The 19,086-nt window shown below is 75.1% G+C and carries 25 protein-coding genes and 1 riboswitch; of the genes, 10 read left to right on the top strand and 15 right to left on the bottom strand.

Translation table 11 applies throughout. The features are described 5' to 3' along the window. Positions 1-133: 133 nt before the first annotated feature. The 6 genes from O2W53_RS15935 to O2W53_RS15910 all read right to left on the bottom strand — a co-directional run bounded on the left by O2W53_RS15935 (position 134) and on the right by O2W53_RS15910 (position 4,813). A complete protein-coding gene (locus O2W53_RS15935) occupies positions 134-712 on the bottom strand; it encodes a thiamine phosphate synthase (RefSeq protein ID WP_269164042.1) in 579 nt (192 codons plus the stop codon). After that, complete coding sequence (locus O2W53_RS15930; protein ID WP_269164041.1) at positions 709-1,533, bottom strand: thiazole synthase; 825 nt, start codon at positions 1,531-1,533, stop codon at positions 709-711. The genes O2W53_RS15935 and O2W53_RS15930 overlap by 4 nt, the downstream gene beginning before the upstream one ends. Position 1,534: 1 nt before the next feature. Next, positions 1,535-1,741 carry a sulfur carrier protein ThiS gene (gene thiS / locus O2W53_RS15925; protein WP_269164040.1) on the bottom strand — a complete coding sequence of 69 codons (207 nt, stop codon included), beginning with the start codon at positions 1,739-1,741 and terminating at the stop codon, positions 1,535-1,537. Beyond that, positions 1,738-2,850, bottom strand: a complete 1,113-nt coding sequence (gene thiO / locus O2W53_RS15920; RefSeq protein ID WP_269164039.1) for a glycine oxidase ThiO — start codon at positions 2,848-2,850, stop codon at positions 1,738-1,740. The genes thiS and thiO overlap by 4 nt, the downstream gene beginning before the upstream one ends. Further along, positions 2,847-3,473, bottom strand: a complete 627-nt coding sequence (gene thiE / locus O2W53_RS15915; RefSeq protein ID WP_269164038.1) for a thiamine phosphate synthase — start codon at positions 3,471-3,473, stop codon at positions 2,847-2,849. The genes thiO and thiE overlap by 4 nt, the downstream gene beginning before the upstream one ends. Further along, the gene (locus O2W53_RS15910) at positions 3,470-4,813 is read right to left on the bottom strand and encodes a purine-cytosine permease family protein (RefSeq protein ID WP_269164037.1); all 1,344 of its coding nucleotides are present in this window, start codon (positions 4,811-4,813) and stop codon (positions 3,470-3,472) included. Before O2W53_RS15910 ends, thiE begins: the two co-directional genes overlap by 4 nt. Then, positions 4,804-4,914: riboswitch (TPP riboswitch) on the bottom strand. Its footprint overlaps the gene before it by 10 nt. A gap of 44 nt (positions 4,915-4,958) precedes the next feature. On the opposite strand from O2W53_RS15910, the gene O2W53_RS15905 reads away from it, so the two are divergent. From O2W53_RS15905 to fabG, 5 genes are all read left to right on the top strand, one after another. Beyond that, positions 4,959-5,582: a TenA family transcriptional regulator gene (locus O2W53_RS15905; RefSeq protein WP_269164036.1), complete on the top strand. Its 624-nt coding sequence runs from the start codon at positions 4,959-4,961 to the stop codon at positions 5,580-5,582. Then, a complete protein-coding gene (locus O2W53_RS15900; RefSeq protein WP_269164035.1) occupies positions 5,579-6,208 on the top strand; it encodes a TenA family protein in 630 nt (209 codons plus the stop codon). The genes O2W53_RS15905 and O2W53_RS15900 overlap by 4 nt, the downstream gene beginning before the upstream one ends. Beyond that, complete coding sequence (locus O2W53_RS15895; protein WP_269164034.1) at positions 6,208-6,885, top strand: ABC transporter ATP-binding protein; 678 nt, start codon at positions 6,208-6,210, stop codon at positions 6,883-6,885. The genes O2W53_RS15900 and O2W53_RS15895 overlap by 1 nt, the downstream gene beginning before the upstream one ends. A 162-nt stretch (positions 6,886-7,047) precedes the next feature. Continuing rightward, on the top strand, positions 7,048-8,457 hold the full coding sequence (locus O2W53_RS15890) for a DUF6297 family protein (RefSeq protein WP_269164033.1): 1,410 nt from the start codon (positions 7,048-7,050) through the stop codon (positions 8,455-8,457). Between the two features lie 101 nt (positions 8,458-8,558). Then, positions 8,559-9,314, top strand: a complete 756-nt coding sequence (gene fabG, locus O2W53_RS15885; RefSeq protein WP_269164032.1) for a 3-oxoacyl-ACP reductase FabG — start codon at positions 8,559-8,561, stop codon at positions 9,312-9,314. A gap of 78 nt (positions 9,315-9,392) precedes the next feature. Here the strand turns inward: fabG and O2W53_RS15880 are convergent, their stop codons facing one another. Next, positions 9,393-10,172: an SDR family NAD(P)-dependent oxidoreductase gene (locus O2W53_RS15880; RefSeq protein ID WP_269164031.1), complete on the bottom strand. Its 780-nt coding sequence runs from the start codon at positions 10,170-10,172 to the stop codon at positions 9,393-9,395. A gap of 25 nt (positions 10,173-10,197) precedes the next feature. Between O2W53_RS15880 and O2W53_RS15875 the strand changes: the two genes are divergently transcribed. After that, on the top strand, positions 10,198-10,677 hold the full coding sequence (locus tag O2W53_RS15875) for a hypothetical protein (RefSeq protein ID WP_269164030.1): 480 nt from the start codon (positions 10,198-10,200) through the stop codon (positions 10,675-10,677). A 114-nt stretch (positions 10,678-10,791) separates the two neighbouring features. Beyond that, the gene (locus tag O2W53_RS15870) at positions 10,792-11,433 is read left to right on the top strand and encodes a hypothetical protein (protein WP_269164029.1); all 642 of its coding nucleotides are present in this window, start codon (positions 10,792-10,794) and stop codon (positions 11,431-11,433) included. 6 nt (positions 11,434-11,439) lie between these two features. Here the strand turns inward: O2W53_RS15870 and O2W53_RS15865 are convergent, their stop codons facing one another. Genes O2W53_RS15865 through O2W53_RS15855 form a run of 3 tightly spaced genes read right to left on the bottom strand, consistent with a single transcriptional unit; the run spans position 11,440 to position 13,244 of the window. Continuing rightward, a complete protein-coding gene (locus O2W53_RS15865; protein ID WP_269164028.1) occupies positions 11,440-11,994 on the bottom strand; it encodes a dihydrofolate reductase family protein in 555 nt (184 codons plus the stop codon). Continuing rightward, positions 11,880-12,794, bottom strand: a complete 915-nt coding sequence (locus O2W53_RS15860; protein ID WP_269164027.1) for a hypothetical protein — start codon at positions 12,792-12,794, stop codon at positions 11,880-11,882. The genes O2W53_RS15865 and O2W53_RS15860 overlap by 115 nt, the downstream gene beginning before the upstream one ends. 42 nt (positions 12,795-12,836) lie before the next feature. After that, a complete protein-coding gene (locus tag O2W53_RS15855; protein WP_269164026.1) occupies positions 12,837-13,244 on the bottom strand; it encodes a VOC family protein in 408 nt (135 codons plus the stop codon). A 61-nt stretch (positions 13,245-13,305) separates the two neighbouring features. Here O2W53_RS15855 and O2W53_RS15850 point away from each other — a divergent pair, with 61 nt between their 5' ends. Then, the gene (locus tag O2W53_RS15850) at positions 13,306-14,295 is read left to right on the top strand and encodes a helix-turn-helix transcriptional regulator (RefSeq protein WP_269164025.1); all 990 of its coding nucleotides are present in this window, start codon (positions 13,306-13,308) and stop codon (positions 14,293-14,295) included. Between the two features lie 20 nt (positions 14,296-14,315). Here the strand turns inward: O2W53_RS15850 and O2W53_RS15845 are convergent, their stop codons facing one another. Together O2W53_RS15845 and O2W53_RS15840 are read right to left on the bottom strand one after the other, a co-directional pair. Beyond that, the gene (locus tag O2W53_RS15845) at positions 14,316-15,614 is read right to left on the bottom strand and encodes an Nramp family divalent metal transporter (protein WP_269164024.1); all 1,299 of its coding nucleotides are present in this window, start codon (positions 15,612-15,614) and stop codon (positions 14,316-14,318) included. A 125-nt stretch (positions 15,615-15,739) separates the two neighbouring features. Continuing rightward, complete coding sequence (locus tag O2W53_RS15840) at positions 15,740-16,348, bottom strand: GNAT family N-acetyltransferase (protein ID WP_269164023.1); 609 nt, start codon at positions 16,346-16,348, stop codon at positions 15,740-15,742. A gap of 174 nt (positions 16,349-16,522) precedes the next feature. Here O2W53_RS15840 and O2W53_RS15835 point away from each other — a divergent pair, with 174 nt between their 5' ends. Together O2W53_RS15835 and O2W53_RS15830 are read left to right on the top strand one after the other, a co-directional pair. Beyond that, on the top strand, positions 16,523-17,131 hold the full coding sequence (locus O2W53_RS15835) for an ATP-dependent Clp protease proteolytic subunit (protein ID WP_269164022.1): 609 nt from the start codon (positions 16,523-16,525) through the stop codon (positions 17,129-17,131). 55 nt (positions 17,132-17,186) lie between these two features. After that, the gene (locus tag O2W53_RS15830; protein ID WP_269164021.1) at positions 17,187-17,699 is read left to right on the top strand and encodes a VOC family protein; all 513 of its coding nucleotides are present in this window, start codon (positions 17,187-17,189) and stop codon (positions 17,697-17,699) included. Between the two features lie 102 nt (positions 17,700-17,801). On the opposite strand, the gene O2W53_RS15825 is transcribed toward O2W53_RS15830, so the two are convergent. From O2W53_RS15825 to O2W53_RS15815, 3 genes are read right to left on the bottom strand one after another with little or no spacing between them, the layout of a single operon-like run. Further along, positions 17,802-18,311 (bottom strand): PaaI family thioesterase, encoded by a 510-nt coding sequence (locus O2W53_RS15825; RefSeq protein WP_269164020.1) that lies wholly within the window; start codon positions 18,309-18,311, stop codon positions 17,802-17,804. A 16-nt stretch (positions 18,312-18,327) separates the two neighbouring features. After that, on the bottom strand, positions 18,328-18,804 hold the full coding sequence (locus tag O2W53_RS15820; protein WP_269164019.1) for a PTS sugar transporter subunit IIA: 477 nt from the start codon (positions 18,802-18,804) through the stop codon (positions 18,328-18,330). Beyond that, a complete protein-coding gene (locus O2W53_RS15815) occupies positions 18,801-19,031 on the bottom strand; it encodes a glucose PTS transporter subunit EIIB (protein WP_036335999.1) in 231 nt (76 codons plus the stop codon). Before O2W53_RS15815 ends, O2W53_RS15820 begins: the two co-directional genes overlap by 4 nt. Between the last annotated feature and the right edge of the window lie 55 nt (positions 19,032-19,086).

Raw genomic sequence — 19,086 nt, 5'->3', positions numbered from 1 at the left:
TGTCTGGCCGTTTCTCGCTCCACGGCGAACCCCTGTCTTGTCTCGGCAGGGGCAGGTCTAATCATGAACCCGATGTGATGCCCACCTCACCGGTCCGGGGTGGGTCGCGCCAGTCGAGCGGCGCGTCGCCCGCTCAGCCGGCCAGCGCGGCCAGGTGCTCGCGCACGGAGGACGGGTCGCGCATCACCCCGCCCATCACCGCGACCCCCCAGGCGCCCGCGGCGAGGCAGCCGGGGACGTCGTCCGGGCCGATGCCGCCCAGCGCGAAGACGGGCGGACCGTGCGAGACCAGCTCGGCCAGGCCGGGGAGCCCGAGGGCCGGGCCGTGGCCGGGTTTGGAGGCGGTCAGGAACACCGGGGACAGGAAGGCGTGGTCCACGCCCTCGGCCCGGGCCCGGGCCAGTTCGGCGGCGGAGTGGCAGGAGCGGCCCAGCCAGCCGGGCCGCGGCGCCGGCAGCGGGTCGGCCGCCGACAGGTGAACGGCGGTGCGTCCCGCGCTGCCGGCGGCCCCCGCCCACACCAGGACGCCGTCCACCGGGTCTAGCAGGGCCCGCAGCTGCCCGGCGAGCCGCGACCGCTCGGCGAGGGGCAGGTCCTTCTCCCGCAGCACCACCGCCCGGGCCCCGGCGTCGACGGCGGCGGCCACGGTGGCGGTCAGGCTGCCCCGGCACTGCGTGCGGTCGGTGAGCACGAGCAGCCGCGGCAGGCTCACAGCTCGGGCAGCCCCTGCATCGACGTCGATGCCTCGGCCAGCCAGCGGCGCGGGATCCGGCCCGCGCCCCGGGCCAGCCGGCCGCCCTCGACGGCCTGCCGCATGGCCAGCGCCATCTGCACCGGCTCCCGGGCCCGGGTCACCGCCGACGCCAACAGCACCGCGTCGCACCCGAGCTCCATCGCCAGTGCGGCGTCCGAGGCGGTGCCGATGCCGGCGTCCAGCACCACCGGCACGCTGACCTCCTCGCGGAGCAGCGCGATGTTGTAGGGGTTGCGGATGCCCAGCCCGCTGCCGATGGGTGAGCCCAGCGGCATGACCGCGGCGCAGCCCACGTCGGCCAGCCGGCGGCCCAGGATCGGGTCGTCGGTGGTGTAGGCGAGCACGGTGAAGCCGTCGGCGACCAGCTGTTCGGCGGCGTCCATCAGCTCGACGGCGTCGGGCAGCAGCGTGCGGTCGTCGCCGATGACCTCGAGCTTGATCCAGTCCGTCTCGAAGGCCTCCCGGGACAGCTGCGCGGTCAGCACGGCCTCCCGGGCGGTCTGGCAGCCGGCGGTGTTGGGCAGCAGCCGCACCCCGCAGCGGTTGAGCACCTCGAGCATCGCGCTGCCCGCGGCCGCCTCGACCCGGCGCAGCGCCACGGTCACCAGCTGGGTGCCCGAGGCGCGGACCACCCGCTCCAGCACCTCCAGGCTGGGCAGGCCGCCGGTGCCCAGGATCAGCCGGGAGGTGAACGTCTCCCCGCCCAGGGTGAAGGGGTCGGCCGACTCCTCCTGCTCCAGCGCGGGGACCAGGTCCTCGGTCAGTTCGCCGTCGCTCATGTCAACCTCCTGCGGTGGGGGCGAGCACCTCGAGGCGGTCGCCGGGGGAGAGCTCGGTCGTCGCCCAGCTGCTGCGCGGCACGACGTCGCCGTTGCGGGCGACCGCGACCCGGTCGTGCCCGCTGGTGCGGTCGGCGACGAGCGCGGCGACGGTCGTGCCGTCGGCCAGCTCGACCGGGCTGCCGTTGACGGTCAGCGAGATGGTCATCGGTGGGGGAACCTCTCGACGGTGAACGGTGCGGCGAGCTCGGGCAGCTCGCCGGTGGCCAGCAGCTCGGCGACGAGGTCACCGGTCACCGGGGTGAGCAGGACGCCGTTGCGGTGGTGGCCGGTGGCCAGCACCAGCCCGGGCAGCGTGCTGGCCCCCAACAGCGGGGCGTTGTCGTCGGTGCCGGGCCGCCAGCGGGCGAGGGTCTCGACCAGCTCCAGCTCGGTCACCCCGGGCACCACCTCGATCGCGTCGTGCAGCAGGTCGTGCACCCCACCGGCGGTGACGGTGGCGTCGAAGCCACGGTCCTCGGTGGTGGCCCCCACGATCAACCCGTCCTCGCCGTAGGGCACCAGGTAGACCTGCCGGCTGCGGACGAGCGCGCGCACCGTGCCGGTGAGCAGCCCGGCCGCACCGGCCATCCGCAGGATCTGCCCCTTGACCGGTCGGATCGGCAGCGGCGGCACCCCGGGGAGGGTGTTGCTGTGCGCACCCAGGGCGAGGACGACGGTGCCGGCGGCCAGCTCCTCGCCGCCGGTCAGCTGCAGGCCGGTGGCCCGCCCGCCGGCGACCTGCACACCGGCCACCCGGTCGCGGACCAGGCGCACCCCGGCGGCCTCGGCGGCTGCGGTCAGCGCCCGGTGCAGGGCCCGGCCGTCGACCGAGTGGTCGCCCTCGACGGCCAGCCCGCCGCGTAGGCGGGGGGTGAGCGCAGGCTCCCGGCGGCGGGTGTCCCGCGGGGTCAGCCGCTCGACGGCCAGCCCGAGCTCCTGCTGGTAGCCGTGCAGCGCGTCCAGCGCCCGCACGTCGTCGGCGTCGAAGCCGACCACCAGGGTGCCGACGGTGCGCAGCCCGACCGGCAGCCCGCTGGCCGCCTCGACCTCGGCGGCGAACGCCGGGTAGCGCTGCAGGGAGGCCAGGCACAGCCGCAGCAGCGCCTCCTCCCCGTAGGCGGCCTCGGTGACCGGTGCGAGCATCCCGGCGGCGGCCGCCGAGGCGCCGGCGCCGGGGGCGTCGTCGACGACGGCGACCGACAGGCCGCGCTGCGCCGCCCGCCAGGCCACCGACAGCCCGATCAGCCCACCGCCGGCCACCGCCACGTCGATCACCGGGCGCCCGCCAGTGCCCGCAGCAGCTCGGCCGTCGCGGCCCCGGGGTCGGCGGCGGCGGTGACCGCGCCGACCACCGCGACCCCAGTGGCGCCGGCGTCCAGCAGCGCGCCGACCCGCGCCGCGGTGACCCCGCCGATGGCGATCACGGGCACCTGCACCGCGGCGGCCACGGCGCCGACCCCGGCCACCCCGATGGGGTCGGGGAGCCCGGTCTTGGTGGTGGTGGCGAAGGCCGGACCGACGCCCAGGTAGTCCGCCCCCTCGGCCACCAGCTGCCGGGCCAGCTCGGGGTCGCGCGCCGTGCCGCCGAGGAGGTGCCCCGGCCCGGCGACCCGCCGGGCGGCGGCGAGCGGGAGGTCACCGGCGCCCAGGTGCGTCCCGTCGGCGCCGACGGCGAGGGCGACGTCCACCCGGTCGTTGACGAGGCAGGTGGTGCCCGCCGGCCGGCAGAGCTCGACCACGGCCCGGGCGAAGTCGTACAGCACCCGGTCGCTGCAGCCCTTCGCCCGCACCTGCACCACCGGCGCACCGGCGGCCACCGCGGCGGCGATCGCGGCCAGCGCGGCCGGTCCGCCGTCCGCGTCGGTGAGCACGTGCAGCCGGCCCAGCGGGGAGGTCATGCCCGTTGCCGCCCGCGGCGGGCGCCGAGCAGCGCGATCACCGCGGTGAGGGACGCCGCCACGGCCAGGCTGATCAGCGAGGCCGACCAGCCGTTGGCCGGGTCGATGCCCAGGTCGGTCTGGCGTGCGGTCCACCAGGCGGTCCAGCCGGCGCCGACGCCGGAGAAGAAGGTCGGCAGGGTCAGCTGGTAGGCGACGAACCCGGCCAGCCACGGCAGCAGGTAGACCAGCCGGGCCGGAGCGGTGTCCGAGGTGTCCCACCGGCCGGGGGCGCTCAGTGCGTAGGCGACCAGGAAGACGCCGATCAGCGGCACGAAGACCGCGCCGATCAGGAAGAGGAACGGCTCGTAGGCCACGATGTCGAAGCTCAGCGCGAGCAGGGTGGCGGTGGCACCGACGCCCAGCGCGAGCAGCCGGCGGTCCAGCCGGGCCACCACGTTCTGCGCCGACACGGCCGTGGAGTAGACGTTCGCGAACGCCTCGTCGAGCTCGACCGTGATGAGCACCAGCACCGCCAGCGCCCCCAGCGGCACGGCGAGCAGCGCGTCGATGACGTCCAGCCCCGAGCTGCCGTAGGCCGCCAGCGCCAGCACGCCGAGGCTGAACATCGCGACGGTGGCCAGGCCGTAGCCCAGGGCGGTGCTGGTCCCGGCGACCCGGCCGCTGCGCACGTGCCGGGTGTAGTCGGCAGCGAGGGGGAACCAGGAGATCGGCAGGGCGATCACGATGTCGGTCGCCGTCCAGAACGACGCGGCGCCGCCGCTGTCCAGCGCCGCCCGCGGCTCGGACAGCACCTCGACGAACAGGTAGGCGATCGCGGCCAGCGCGGCCCACACCGCGTAGCGGGACAGCACCTTGACCACGCCGAGGGGGCGCAGCGCCATGGCGGTGGCCAGTACGCCGGCGACCAGCACGAACGGCCAGCGCGGCGCGTCCAGCACCCGGGACGCGGCCTCGGCGATGATCACGATCTCGAAGGTGGCCCAGCCGATGCACTGCACCAGGTTCAGCGCGGTGGGCAGGTAGGACGCCCGCCGGCCGAGCAGGCCGCGCAGCAGCACCATCGCTGGCACCCCCTCGCGGGCGCCGGCCGCGGCGGCCAGCCCCAGCAGCGAGGCGCCGATCACCGCGCCGACGACGATCGCGCCGATCGTGACCGACAGCGGCCGCCCGGGCAGGACGACGTAGACGGCGGCCACCGGCAGCAGCAGGCTGATGCCCAGGTTGCCCCACAGGCCCGCGGACTCGCGGAAGCCCAGCGTGCGGGCCGGTGGCTCGGTGAGGGTGAGGGGTGCGTCCGCCCCGGACGTGGTCGTGCCGACGGTTCCAGATGTGCTCATCACGGGCTCCCTACGCCGGCATTACCCGGTCAGGTTCCAGCGGTCGGCGGCGCGTCAGCCGCCCTCTCAGCCCGGTCCTCCGAGCTCCCGCACATGGCTCGACGCCATGACGGGGCCACCATAGCCACCTCGTAGAGTCCGCGCCGTGCCGGTCGCCGAGCTGCTGCAACGCCATCCCGAGATCTGGCGCGGGGCCACCGCGCACCCGTTCCTCACCGCGGTGCGCGACGGGTCGCTGCCCGCCGGGGCCTTCGACACCTGGCTGGTGCAGGACGCACGCTTCGTCGCCGACCTGCTGCGCTTCCAGGCGCGGTTGCTGGCCCGCGCACCGCGGCCTGCGCAGGCGGTCCTGGCCGGGGGCCTGGTCGCGCTGGTCGAGGAGCTGGCCTGGTTCGAGGAGCAGGCGGCCGCCCGCGGCCTGGACCTCACCGCCCCCGCGCTGCCCGCCACCGCGGCCTACGCCGAGCTGCTGCAGCGACTGGACGCCGCCGAGGTGCCGGTCGCGCTGACGGCGCTGTGGACCATCGAGCGCACCTACCTCGACACCTGGACCACCGCGCTGCCCGGGGCCCCGGTCTACCGGGAGTTCGTCGAGCACTGGACCGTGCCGGGCTTCGCCGGCTACGTCGCCGGCCTGGAGGCGGCGGCCGATGCGGTCGGCGGGGGCAGGGACGCGGTCTTCCTCGACGTCGTCGCCGCCGAGGTGGCCTTCTGGGGCATGGCACTCGGGGACGGGGCACTCAGCGATCCGGCGGTGCAGGCGCCGTGAGCGTGGCCGCCGGGCTCTGGGCCGAGAACGCCGACCTCGCCGCCGTCGCGCTGGCGCACCCGTTCGTGCAGGGCATCGCCGACGGGAGCCTGCCGACCGACCGGTTCGCCGGCTACGTCGCCCAGGACGCGTTCTTCCTCGAGTCCTTCGCCCGCGCCTACGCCCTCGGCGCCGCGTACAGCCCCGACCGGGCCGGCCTGGACGTCTTCGTCGACCTGCTCGCCGGCGTCCGCGAGGAGCTGCGGCTGCACGAGGGCTACGCGGCGCGCTGGGGCATCGACCTGGCCGTGGTCGAGCCGCTGCCGGCCACGCTGGCCTACACCGAGTTCCTGCTCGCCACGGCGGCCCTGGGCGGGGGAGGGCTGACCTGTGCGGCCATGACGCCGTGCATGCGGCTGTACGCCCACCTCGGGCAGTCGCTGGCCGGCCGGCCCGCCACCCCGTACACCGAGTGGGTCACCACCTACGCCGACCCGGCCTTCGAGGAGCTGGCGGCCACGCTGGAGCGGCTGCTGGACGACACAGCGGCCGACACCCCCGCGGTGCGGCGCGCCTACCGCCGGGCCATGGAGCTGGAGATCGGCTTCTTCGACGCCGCGTGGCGCGGTGGTGCGGGGCCCGGCTGATGGTCCTGCTGGCCGCCGAGCAGCTGTCGGTCGGCTACGGCGACCAGCCGGTGTGCGCCCCGGTGACGGTGTCGGTCGCGCCCGGGACGGCGGTCGCACTGGTCGGCCCGAACGGCGCGGGGAAGTCCACCGTGCTGCAGACGATGGTCGGCCTGCTGCCGCCGCTGACCGGGACGGTGCGCTTCGCCGGTGGCCCGGTCGACGAGCGGGACGCCGGCTTCCGCCGGGCGGTCGCCGGGGTGCTGGACGACGACGCGTTCTTCCCGTCACTGACCGGTGCGGAGCACCTGCTGCTCACCGCCCGCGCCCACGGGGTCACCGACGCCGAGGGGGTGGTCGAGGCGGAGCTGGCCGCCTTCGGGCTGACCGACCGGGCCGGCGCGCTGCCCTCGGCGCTCTCCTCCGGCCAGCGCCGGCGGCTGGCGCTGGCCGGGGCACTGGTGCGACCGGCCGACCTGCTGGTGCTCGACGAGCCGGAACGCCGCCTGGACACCGCGATGCGCCGGGCGCTGGCCGACCGGCTCGTGGCGCTGGTGGACGCCGGTGGCGCGGTGCTGTTCGCCAGCCACGACCCGACGTTCATCGGCACCCTCGCCGACCACGCCCTGGTCATCGGTGAGGACGAGTGTCCGGTGGTCGCGCCCGAGGACGCCGTCGCGGCGTTGCAGGAGGGCTGAGCCACGGCGGCGACGCCCCCGCTGCAGGCGCGGCCGGCGGAGGAGTGGAGCGGCACCGCCGTCCGCCGGTACACCCGCCGGGCGACGGCCTCGCGGGCCGACACCAGCTGGCTGACCCGGGTCGGGGACGCCCTGTCCGGCCTCACCTCCGCCGGGGTCTTCGTGGCGCTCTGCGGGGGCGCCGTCTCCAGCCTCCGCGAGCAGATCGCCGCCCGCCCGGCTGCCGATGCGGCGGTGCTCCCCGGTTCGCTGACCGCGGCGGCGGTCGCGCTGTCCCTGACCGCCGGGCTGACCGCGCTGTTCGCCCGGCTGGGACCGGTCAGCGCCACGCCTGCGGCCGTGGTGTGGTGGCTGCCCCTGCCCGCGGGGCGCCGCGGACTGCTCCGCGGCGAGCTGCGCCGGGCGGTCGGCCTGGCGGTGGCGGCGGCGCTGGTCGTCGGCGTCCCGGTGGTGCTGGCCTGGAGCCGGACACCGGTCGGCGTCCTCGCCGGGCTGGCGGGCGGTGCGCTGCTGGCGGTGACCGCCGTCGCGGTGCTCGTCGTCCGGCAGGCCGGTGGTGGCGGCCGCTGGGTGCCCGCTGTCGCCGGGGCGGTGACCGCGCTGGCCCTGGTCGGTCCCGCCGTCGTCGGGTGCGTGGTCGCCGGGCTGGGGGTGGCCCTGCCGGACGTCGCGGGGCGGGCCTGGTCGCTGCCGGCGCCGGTGGCGCTGGGGCTGCTCGGTGCGCTGCTGGGGGTCGCCGTCCTCTGCCTGGTCCTGGCCGACCGCCGGCTGGCCGACCTCGCTGCCGGTGCGCTCCGTGCGTCGGGGGAGACCGCGCAGTACGCCACCGCGTCGGTCTTCTCGCTGGACACCCGGGAGCTCGGCCGGGCGCTGGGGACGACGGTGCACCGGCCACGGCGCCCGCTGGCCTGGCGCTGGGTGCAGCGCCCCTGGCAGGCGGTCGTCGCCGGCGACCTGGCGGTGCTGGCCCGGTCCCCCTGGCGCTGGGGGCAGCTGGCGGTCGGGGCGGCGCTGCCGGTGCTGGCTGCGCGCACCGAGGGGCTGGCCGAGGTGCCCGCGCTGGTGGCGGTGACGGTCGTCCTCGGCTGGGGGACCGCCGCCACGTCGCTGGGTGAGCCGAGCCGGCGGGCGTCCGCCGCGCCGGCCGCCGACCGCGGGCTGCCGCTGGGCGGCGCGGCGGTCGTCTGGGCCCGGGCCGTCGTGCCGGCCGCGGTGCTCGTGGGGGTCTGCGGGGTTTCTGCGCTGCTCGTCGGCCAGGGCACCGGCGCGCCGGTGGCGTGGCTGGCGCTGGGCGCGGTCACCGCACCGGCGTGGGCCGGAGCGGCCGTGCGCGCCGGCTACCGCCCGGACCTGGACTGGTCCGGGCCGGTGCTCGCCTCGCCGATGGGCGCCGTGCCGGTCGGGGTGGGCAGCACGCTGGTCCGCGGGCCGGACGTCGGCCTGCTGGGCACCGTGCCGGTCGCCCTGGCGCTGCTGCTCGGCACCGCTCCCTGGTGGCTGGTCGGCGCCGGGCTGCTGTGGTCGCTGGCACTGGGCGCGCTCGCCGTGGGGACGGCCCTCCCCCCGGACTGACCCGGCCGGGTGCGGGCGCCCTGCGTGCGTGGTGCTAAGCAGTGGGGCAGGACGGCGGGCCGGACGACTGGGTCCGCCGACGAACTCGACGAGGAGATGCAGTGGCTCAGCAGCGGACGGCGATCATCACGGGAGCGGCGCGCGGGATCGGCGCGGCCATCGCACGGCGGTTCGCCCAGGACGGGATGGCGGTCGCCGTGCTCGACCTGGACGAGGCGGCCTGCGCGGGCACGGTCGAGGAGATCCAGAAGGCCGGTGGTGAGGCGCTCGCGGTGGGCGCGAACGTCGCCGAGGAGGAGTCGGTCGAGGCCGCGGTGGAGCGGATCGCCGCCGAGCTCGGGGCGCCGACCGTGCTGGTGAACAACGCCGGCATCACCCGCGACAACCTGCTGTTCAAGATGAGCGTCGCCGACTGGGACGCCGTCATGGGCGTGCACCTGCGGGGTGCCTTCCTGATGAGCAAGGCCGCGCAGAAGCACATGGTCGAGGCCGAGTACGGCCGGATCGTGAACCTCTCCAGCGTCTCGGCGCTGGGCAACCGCGGCCAGGTCAACTACTCCGCGGCCAAGGCGGGCATGCAGGGCTTCACCAAGACCCTCGCCATCGAGCTCGGCCGGTACAACGTGACCGCCAACGCGATCGCCCCCGGCTTCATCGAGACCGAGATGACCGCGCAGACCGCCGAGCGGGTGGGCGTGCCGTACGAGCAGTTCAAGGAGATGGCCGCCAAGCAGATCCCGGTCGCCCGGGTCGGCCAGCCCGAGGACATCGCGCACACCGCCTCGTTCCTGTGCAGCGAGGCCGCGGGCTTCGTCTCCGGCCAGGTCATCTACGTCGCCGGCGGCCCCCGCGCCTGAAGAAGGACCCCGCTGCCCCCCGCCACTCGCAGGCTCGTGGCGGGGGGCAGCCAGCGGGGCCGTCGGGCCGCCGCGCCGTCAGTCGGCGCGGCGGCTCGGCCCGCCGTGCAGACCCCGGCGGGCGAGCTCGGCGGTCAGCCCGGTCCACACCCGCACCGGCAGCAGCCGGGCCAGCTTCATGGCGATCATCATCGGCACCGGGAAGACGACCTCGGCCTTGTCCCGGGCGATGCCGTCGGCGATCGTGCGGGCCGCGACGTCCGCAGGCACCTTGAACGGCATCGGGTAGGTGTTCCGGTCGGTCAGCCGGGTGGTCACGAACCCCGGGTTGACGATCTGCACGACGACACCTCGCGGGGCCAGTGATCCGCGCAGGCCCTCCAGCAGGTTGATCAGCGCCGCCTTGCCCGCGTTGTAGGCCTCCGAGCCGGGCAGTCCTCGGTAGCCGGCCACCGAGGCGACGCCCACGACCCGGCCACGCCCGGCGGCCAGCATCTGCGGGACGACGGCCTCCATGGTGTGCACCGCACCCATCACGTTGACCTGCAGGTGGTCGGCGAACAGCTGCGAGTCCCACGGTTCCACGTGGAACGACGACCAGGTGCCGGCGTTGAGCACGGCGACGTCCAGTCCGCCCAGCGCCTCCCGCACCCGCTCGCCGGCCGCGACGGTGGCCGCCCGGTCGGTGACGTCCAGCGGGACGACGACCATCCGTCCGGCGGCCACCTCGGCGAGCTGCTCGGCGTCGCGGGCACTGATCGCCACCTGGGCCCCGCGGTCGGCCAGCTCCGTCGCCAGCGCCGCGCCGATGCCGGTCGAGGCGCCGGTGACCCAGATCCGTGCACCGGAGATCTCCATGCGGCCAGCCTGGATGATGGCGACCATGGCAGCACGCAAGAAGTCGTCCGCCGGACCGGCGCCGCGGCTGGGCCACGGCGAGTTCGTGGCCTACCCGGGCGGCCCGACGGCGATCTACGACCTGCTCGAGCGGCTGAGCGAGGTGGCCGGGGACTCGCCGGACTTCGGCACCCCGGGGATCAGCCTGGACCGGAAGCGGCTGACCGTGCGCTGGCACGGCGAGTTGCCCGGGCCGGTGCGGGCCCTGCTGGCCGACCCGGGGTTCGAGGTGACCGTCCAGCAGACCCCGTACCGCCCGGGTGACCTGCGGGCCGAGGCGGAGCGGCTGCTCCGGGAGCACCCGGGCGTCCTGGCCGCCGCCACCGCCCGCCCGGAGGGGGACGGCGTCGAGGTGCTCGTGCCCCCGGCGGTCGCCGAACCCGCCGGTGGCGCGGACCAGGCAGTGGCCGGGATCAGCAGCGACGTCCCCCTGTTCGCCGAGGTCGGCGAGGCCCCACCACCCTGAGCCAGCGACAGAGGGGTCGAAGTCGCGACTCTGGCCCCTCGGCTGGGTCACCGTTGGGTCACGGGACCGGTCGGCGGGCGGGACGAGGCCCCGCCGACCTGCACCATCGCCGCCGTGTGGACGAACAGGCTGCTGAGCGCGGGGTTGCTGCTGGGAGGTGCTGTGGTGCTGACGTCCTGCGCGGAGCAGCCGCAGCAGCCGGGTGCGCCGGGAGAGCAGCCGCCCGGCTACGTCGAGCTGCGTCCGATGCCCGAGTCACCCGGCCCGTTGCCCGATGAGCTGTCGCCGCACGTGGTGCCGCCCGACGAGCTGCTCGAGGATCTCAGCCTCCCACCGGTGACGGCCGAGATGATGGCCGCACTCGACGAGGTGCGGGCCGCAGCCGGCGGCAGCCCCGACTTCGGCGACCCGGAGATCAGCACCGACCGCACCCGGATCACCGTCCGCTGGTACGGCCCGGTGCCGGCCGCCGTCCAGCAGGTCGTCGACGCCCACGCCGCCGGCGACTTCGTGATGGTGGTGGAGCAGGTGCCGTTCCGCCCTGGTGACCTGCAGGCGGAGGCCCAGCGGCTGATCCGTGAGCACCCCGGGGTGGTCAACGCGGTCGGGCCCCGGCCGGCCGGCGACGGCATCGACGTCATGATCTCCAAGCAGGCGGTGGCCGACGCCGGGGGCCTGGACCAGGCCGTGGCCGACGCCGGCATCCTCAGCGAGTTCCCGCTCTTCCCGTCGTCCGGCTCCGTCGTACCGGCCTGAGCCGGCTCAGCCGGCGGCCGGGCCGTAGGTGAGGTGGGCGACGCCGTTGCTCAGGGACTCGACGCCGACCAGGGCCAGCGGCTGGGACGTGCCCTCCGGGAACAGCCGGATGCCGGTGCCCACGGCCAGCGGGTAGACGTAGAGGTGCAGCTCGTCGACCAGCCCGTCGGCGAGCAGCGCGCGCACCAGCGTGGCGCTGCCGCTGACGTACAGGTCGCCGTCCGACTCGTCCTTGAGCGCGCGGATGCGGTCGGCCGAGTAGCCGCCGATCACGATCGAGTTCCGCCAGACCGACTCGGCGTCGGTCATCGTGGAGCTGACCACGTGCTTGCGGGTGTCGTTGAAGAACGGGGCGCCCTCGTCGTCCTCGACGGTGCGGGTCGACCAGGCCGGCGCGAACATCTCGAAGGTGTTCCGGCCGAGCAGGATGCCGGTCGACGAGCCGGTCAGCGCGCCGATGGAGGCGGCCAGGTCGTCGGGGAAGCCGTAGTCCATCGTCCACGTGGGGGTGTCGACCACCCCGTCGACGGTGGTGAACTCGTGGACCTTGATGGCGCCCATGTCCGGTGCTCCTCTGTCGGTGGCCGGCGGTGCCGGCGGGGTCGGTGTCGTACCTGAGACGGCGTCCGGCGCCGTTCCTCATCGGCGGGTCGGTGCTCAGCCGTAGCTGGGTCCAGCGGGGTGGAGGCCTGCACGGCGACGGCGTCCAGGTCCGGGGCCGTGAGGACGGCGTCGATCGCCGCACGGCTGCCACCGACGTAGGTGAGGTAGCCGTCGATGTCGGTGGCGACCAGCCAGGCCCGGTCCGCCGGCCACCACAGGCTCGCGCACCGCCACGGCACCTCGGCGGGCAGCACCGGCGCAGCGGCGACCGGTCCGGTGAGCAGGTGATAGGCCCGGTGCGGGGTCTCCACGCGCATCGGCCGGCCGGTCCATGCCTCGGTCTCCTCGAGGCCGAAGCCCTCCCACAGGCAGAAGTAGGCCTCCGTCGGCGTCTCGGTGCACTCGCCCAGCACGCGCGCGAGGGCCGTGGTCTCACGGGCGTCCAGCCCGCCGTCGGAGGGCCGGCCCCAGCGGTCGGAGCCGGCCACCAGGTCGTCGAACCGGGTCTCGGCGGTCAGCGGCACCCCGGTGGCGGCGGCGATCTCCGGCCACCGGTACCGCGGCTCGCCGTCCTCGTGCTCGTCCCCGTAGCTGGGCGGCAGCACCCGGGCGTAGGACTCGAAGACCGGCGGGACGAGCCCGGCGACCGTCGCTGACCCGGCCGTCGGTGTCAGTGCGGCCTCGATCCACGCCGCTGGGCTCGTGTCGGCCAGCACCGACAGCCCCGGCGCCCAGGCAACGGGCTCGCGCAGCTCCATCTCGTCATCGTGCCGCCCCGTGGTGCGCGAGCCCAGTGGGCGTCAGGCCGGGTGGTGGCACACCGCCTCCAGGTTGATCCCGTGCGGGTCGTCGACGAACCCGCCGTAGTAGTCGGGGTGGTACTCCGGGCGGACGGCGGGTGCTTCCCGTTCGGTGGCGCCGGCGGCCAGCGCGGCCTCGTGGAACACGTGCACCTCGTCCCGGGTGTCGACGGTGAAGGCCAGGTGCATGTTGGTGCCCACGGTGCCGTCGTCGACGAGCCAGAAGAACGGTTTCCGGTCGGACCAGCCATAGCCGGTCATCGCCGGGCCGTGGTCCCCGGCCGGGATCACCAGCATCTGGGCGATCCCGATCGAGGCGAGGACCGGCTCGTAGAACGCCATCGCGGCGGCGAGGTCGGGCACAGCGATGTTGAGGTGGTCGATGCGGGAGCCTGATCTGTCGGTCATGGGAGGACCGTCGCAGCGGTCGAGGACGCGGGGTGTCCGCGATCGGGGTCAGAGTGGGGCCGTGGCCACCACGTCGTCCCGTGCGCTCACCCTGCTGTCGTTGCTGAGCACCGGCCGGGCCTGGTCCGGGCGGGAGCTCGCCGGCCGGCTGGCCGTCAGCTCCCGGACCCTCCGCCGCGACGTCGACGCCCTCCGGGAGCTCGGCTTCCCGGTCACCACCTCCTCGGGGCCCACCGGCGGGTACCGGCTGGCGGCGGGAGGCACCCTCCCGCCGCTGCTGTTCGACGACGAACAGGCGGTCGCCGTCGCGCTGGCACTGCAGACCGCACCCGTCACGGTGGCCGGTGTCGGGGACGGCGCGGCCCGGGCGCTGACCACCCTGCGCCAGGTGCTCCCGGTGCACCTCCGGCCGCAGGTGGACGCGCTCCGGGTCACCGCCATCCCGAACGTCTGGGAGTTCGCCGCCCCACCGATCGAACGCGCCACCCTGGCCGCCGTGGGTGACGCGGTCCGCCGCGGCCACGTGCTGCGGTTCGACCTCCTCGGCCCCGACGGTCACCGTCCCGAGCCGGGGAGCACCGACTTCAGCCCGCCGCTGCGGGTCGAGCCGCACCACCTGGCCGTCTGGGCCGGCCGTTGGTACCTGGTCTCCTACGACCTGGCCGCCGCGGGCTGGGTGGTCCACCGGGTGGACCGGGTCCACCCGCTCGCACCGACCGGGACGTCGTTCCAGCGCCGGCCGCTCCCCGCGGTCGACGTCGCCGAGTACGTGGTGAACCGGCACGACCGAGGGGACACCGTCGCCCGGTGGCGCTGCACGGGCAGCGTCCTGATGGAGCTGCCCGCCGATCTGGCCGCCCGCTGGGCACCGGCAGGAGCCGTCGTGGAGCGCGTGTCGGCCCGCCAGTGCCGGTTCACCGTGGGGGCGTGGTCGTGGGCCGGGGTCGTCGGCATCCTCGCCACCTTCGGTGCGGACGTCTCGGAGGTGGAACCCGACGAGCTGCGGGCGGAGATGGCGGTCGTCTCGGCCCGGCTCGTGGGCCACGGCTGACCGGACGCCCGGCGCCGCGCTCAGCCCAGGAAGGTGCTCACCAGCAGGTAGCCGTTCAGCGCGATGATCAGCGCGGCGACGACCGAGCCGGTGAGCGTGGTGACCCGCCGGTTGACCCAGCCGCCCATCAGGTCCTTGCGGGAGGTCAGCCACAGCAGTGGCACCAGCGCGAACGGGATGCCGAAGCAGAGCACGACCTGCGACCAGACCAGCGCCGTCGTCGGGTCGCCGCCCAGGCCCAGCACCAGCAGCGCCGGGGCGAGGGTGATCAGCCGGCGGACCAGCACCGGGATGTGCCTGCGCAGGAAGCCGGCCATCACGACCTGGCCGGCGTGCGTGCCGACCGAGGAGCTGGCGAACCCGGCGGCGAGCAGGGCGATGGCGAAGGCCAGGGCCGCGCCGCTGCCGAGCTGGTCGCCCAGGCCGGCGTGCACGCTCTCCAGCGACTCGATGCCGTCGCCGGAGGTGAACAGCTGGGCGGCGATCACCAGCATCGCGGCGTTGACCAGCCCGGCCAGCCCCATCGCGATGAAGACGTCGATCCGCTGGGCGCGCAGCAGCCCGCGCCGTCCGGAGTGCGACCTCCCCGCGGTGACCGTGTCGCCGTACCGGCCCGGCGTCAGCGCGGAGTGCACGTAGATGACGTGCGGCATGACCGTGGCGCCCAGGATGCCGGTGGCCAGCAGCAGGCTGTCGGTGCCGGCGAAGCTGGGCACCATGCCGGAGGCGACGCCGCCCGGGTCGACCCCGGCGCCGATCAGCGTGTAGACGAACCCGCCACCGATCACCAGCAGCAGCCCGGTGATCACCCGCTCGAACGGCCGGAACCCCCGCGACTGGGCGGCCAGCAGGACGAACGCGACGATCGCGGTGATGATCCCGCCCATCCACAGCGGCACCCCGAACAGCAGGTTCAGGGCGACCGCCCCGCCGACGATCTCGGCCAGGTCGGTGGCGATGGCGACCGCCTCGGCCTGCGCCCACAGCCCCCAGGTGACCGGCCGGGGGAACCGCTCGCGGCAGCAGGTGGCCAGGTCCCGCCCGGTGGCCAGCCCCAGCTTGGCGGTGAGCGTCTGGATGAGCATCGCCATCAGGTTGGCCGCGACGATCACCCACAGCAGGGTGTAGCCGAACGAGGCGCCGCCGGAGAAGTTGGTCGCGAAGTTGCCGGGGTCGACGTAGGCGACCGCGGCGACGAACGCCGGCCCGAGCATCGGCCACAGCCGGCGCTTCGCCTTCGGCGCCGGTGGGGTGGGCCGCGGCAGGGTGCGCGGCAGCGTGCTGGTGAGGACGGCGGCCTCGGTCTTCGACAGGTACACGGGGGCCTCGCTGGGGGCTGGAGCCTGGGTGGTCGCTCCTGTCCTGCCCGACCCGCGGGGGCCAACCGGGCCGACCTGTGGCCCCCGGGGGTCAGGTCAGGCTCACCTCGGTGTACCTGTCGATGTCAGCGCCGCTTGGGCTGGCGGACCAGGGTCCAGATCGGCAGCTCGTGGTCGACCGCCGTCCGGGTCGAGTGGGTGACGGCGAAGCCGGACTGCTGCAGCCAGCGGACGACGGTCGAGGTGTAGACCGTCGCCGCGGCCGGCACCCCGTCGGCGTCGCACCGCTCGAGCACCGGCTGCAGCGCCGCCGCACCCAGCCCCTGGTGCCGGACGGCGGGCCGGGTGCCGACGGCGTGCAGCCACCAGTGCGGCTCGTCCGGTCGGCCGAGCGCGCCGAGCCGCTCGCTGGCCAGCACGACCGGCTGGCGGGCACCGAACACCCGGGGCAGGTCCCGGTCGACGACCGCCTGGACGTCCGCGGCGTGGGGCGGTGCGTCGGGGGCCACCCAGGCGGCGGCCGCGTCGACGTCGTCGGTGACCCACGCCGTCCCGGCCAGCACCGGCACCAGCGCGCCCCACAGCTCCGCCCAGCGGGACAGCCGCTGGGTGCGGCCGTCCTCGGGCAGTGCCCAGGAGGTCCAGCGGTAGTCGGGGTAGGCCGCGGCCAGCGTGGCGGCCAGCCGGGGGACGTCGGCGCGGGTGGCCTTGCGCACGACGGGGGGTTCGCTCACCGGTCGATCAGACCACGGGCGGGCGCGCCGCCGCCGGGCGAGTACGTCAATCACCATTCGCGGAGAGCGCAAGAATTGCGCCGACTGCGCAATCCGCCATTCCCCCTCGACTTTCTCGGTAGCCGCGCACTTGAGTGGTCTCGTCCATTCCGACGTCGAGCAGGAGAGTCAGCGATGACCAGCGAACAGCTCCGGGCAACAGAGACCAGCACCGCGTCGACCTTGGGAGACGCCGTCTACGACCGGCTGCTGAGGGAGCGGATCGTCTTCCTCGGGCGCGAGGTCGACGACGTGATCGCCAATCAGCTCGCCGCGCAGATGCTGTTGTTGTCCGCCGAGGACCCGACGCGGGACATCCACCTCTACATCAACTCACCGGGTGGCTCGGTGTCCGGCGGAATGGCCGTCTACGACACCATGCAGTTCGTCGACTGCGACGTCGCGACCTACGGGATGGGCATGGTGGCGTCGATGGGGCAGTTCCTGCTCACCGCAGGAGCTGCGGGCAAGCGGTACGCCCTGCCGCATGCGCGGGTGATGATGCACCAGCCGTCGGCCGGCCTGGGCGGCACCGCGGCCGACATCACCATCCAGGCGGAGATGCTGGGGCGGCTCAAGCGGCAGCTGAACGAACTGCAGGCGCACCACTCCGGGCAGGACGTCGACCAGGTCGAGCGGGACTCCGACCGCGACCGTTGGTTCACCGCGGCCGAGGCCCGGGAGTACGGCCTCATCGACCACGTGCTCCGCGACGCAGCCGCACTCCCGGGTGCACTTACTTGAAGAATCAAGTAAATAGGCGCAGACTGGGGTCCTCGTCGACCAGCAGGAGTGCACCGTGCCCGTCCAGCGCCTCAACCACGCCGTCCTCTTCGTCCGGGACGTCGACCGCAGTACCGCCTTCTACCGCGACGTCCTCGGCTTCCGGGTGAAGACGGAGATGCCCGGCCGGGCGGTGTTCCTGCAGGCCGAGGGGTCGACCAACGACCACGACCTGGGCCTGTTCGCGGTCGGTGCCCAGGCCGGCCCCTCGGGCGCCGGGCGCAGCACCGTCGGGCTGTACCACCTGGCCTGGGAGGTCGACACGCTCGCCGAGTTGGCCCGGATCCGCGGCGCCCTGGCCGACGCCGGCGCGCTGGCCGGGGCCTCCGACCACGCCACCACGAAGGCGCTCTACGCCAAGGACCCCGACGGTCTCGAGTTCGAGGTGTCCTGGCTGCTGCCGGCCGACCTGATCACCCCGGACGTCGAGGCGCAGGGCGCGATCACCCGGCCGCTGGACCTGGACGCCGAGATCGCCCGCTACGGCGCGGAGACGAAGGGCGGCGTCGGCGTCAGCGTCCCGGCCTGACTGGCGCCCGGGCGCGCGCCGAGTGGGCAGTTGCGGTCGCCGACACGGCGCGACACGCCGCGCGGGGCGACCTCAACTGCGCACTCGAGGACGGCGCGGGCCTCAGCCGACCTGGGTACCGGGCTGGGGGCGGATGACCAGGATGCTGCTGCTCGCCGTGCCGAGCAGCCGCTCGTCTGCGTCGAGCAGGCGGGCCTCGGCCAGCGCCGTCCGGCCGCCCAGGTGGGTCACCGTGCCGACGCAGGTCACCCGGCCGGTGTCCAGGGTGATCGGGCGAAGGAACTTCACCGTCAGGTCCAGGCTCGTGTAGCCCACCCCGGCGGGCAGCATCGAGTGGACGGCGCAGCCGGTGGCCGAGTCGAGCAGCGTGGCGTAGACGCCGCCGTGCACCGAGCCGATCGGGTTGTAGTGGTACTCGGCCGGGTCGAACGCGAAGACGACCCGACCCGGCTCCACCTCGACCAGGTCGAAGCCGAGGGTGTCGGCGATCGGCGGCCCGGGGAGCTCCCCGGCCGCAACAGCGCGCAGCACGTCCAGCCCGGCGGCGGTGCGGGCGGCCGTCGCGGTCTGCATCGGATCGCCCCAGGCGAAGGTCCGTTCCCGTTCGGTCACCGCCGGACCGTAGCGCTCAGCCCTCCGCGGGCCAGCGGAACAGCGGTTCACCGGCGACCACGGCCCGGCCCGCGGCGACCGGCGGCACCGTCTCCGCGGCGGCGTCCATCACCACCACGGGGCTGACCGGCGAGAGGCCGGCCGCCCGCACCGCGGCCAGGTCCACGGTCACCACCCGGTCCCCGACGGTGACCTCGTCGCCCTCGGTGACGTGCAGGGTGAACGGCTCGCCGGCCAGCTTCACCGTGTCCAGCCCGACGTGCACCAGCACGCCCTGGCCCTCCGGGGTCAGCACGATGAAGGCGTGCGGGTGCACCTTGAGCAGCCGCCCGGACACCGGTGCGACCACCTCGACGGACCCGGCGTCCGCGCCGGGCTCGACCGCCACGCCCGCGCCGACCAGTGAGGCGGCGAAGACCGGGTCGGGCACCTCGGCCATCGGGACGACGGTGCCGGCCAGCGGCGCCGCGACGACGAGGGCCGCGGCGGTCACAGCAGGTCGTTGACGTCGTCGGCCAGCGAGTCGGCCTCCGGGCCGACGACGACCTGGACGATCGACCCGGCGACCATGACGCCGTGCGCCCCGGCCTGCTTGAGCGCCGCCTGGTCGACGAGCGAGGGGTCCTTCACCTCGGTGCGCAGCCGGGTGATGCAGCCCTCGACGTCCTCGATGTTGGCTGCCCCGCCCAGTCCGGCGACGATCTGCTCGGCCTTGCCCATGTGGATCTCCTCTCGGCGACCGCGAGGTCGCGGCACTGGCTGTCGAAGCGCCCAG

Origin of the sequence: Modestobacter sp. VKM Ac-2978 (genome assembly GCF_026968025.1) — a bacterium.
GTDB lineage: Bacteria > Actinomycetota > Actinomycetes > Mycobacteriales > Geodermatophilaceae > Modestobacter.
Note: the sequence above shows the minus strand (reverse complement) of the source record. Positions and strands in the feature narration are given on the sequence as shown.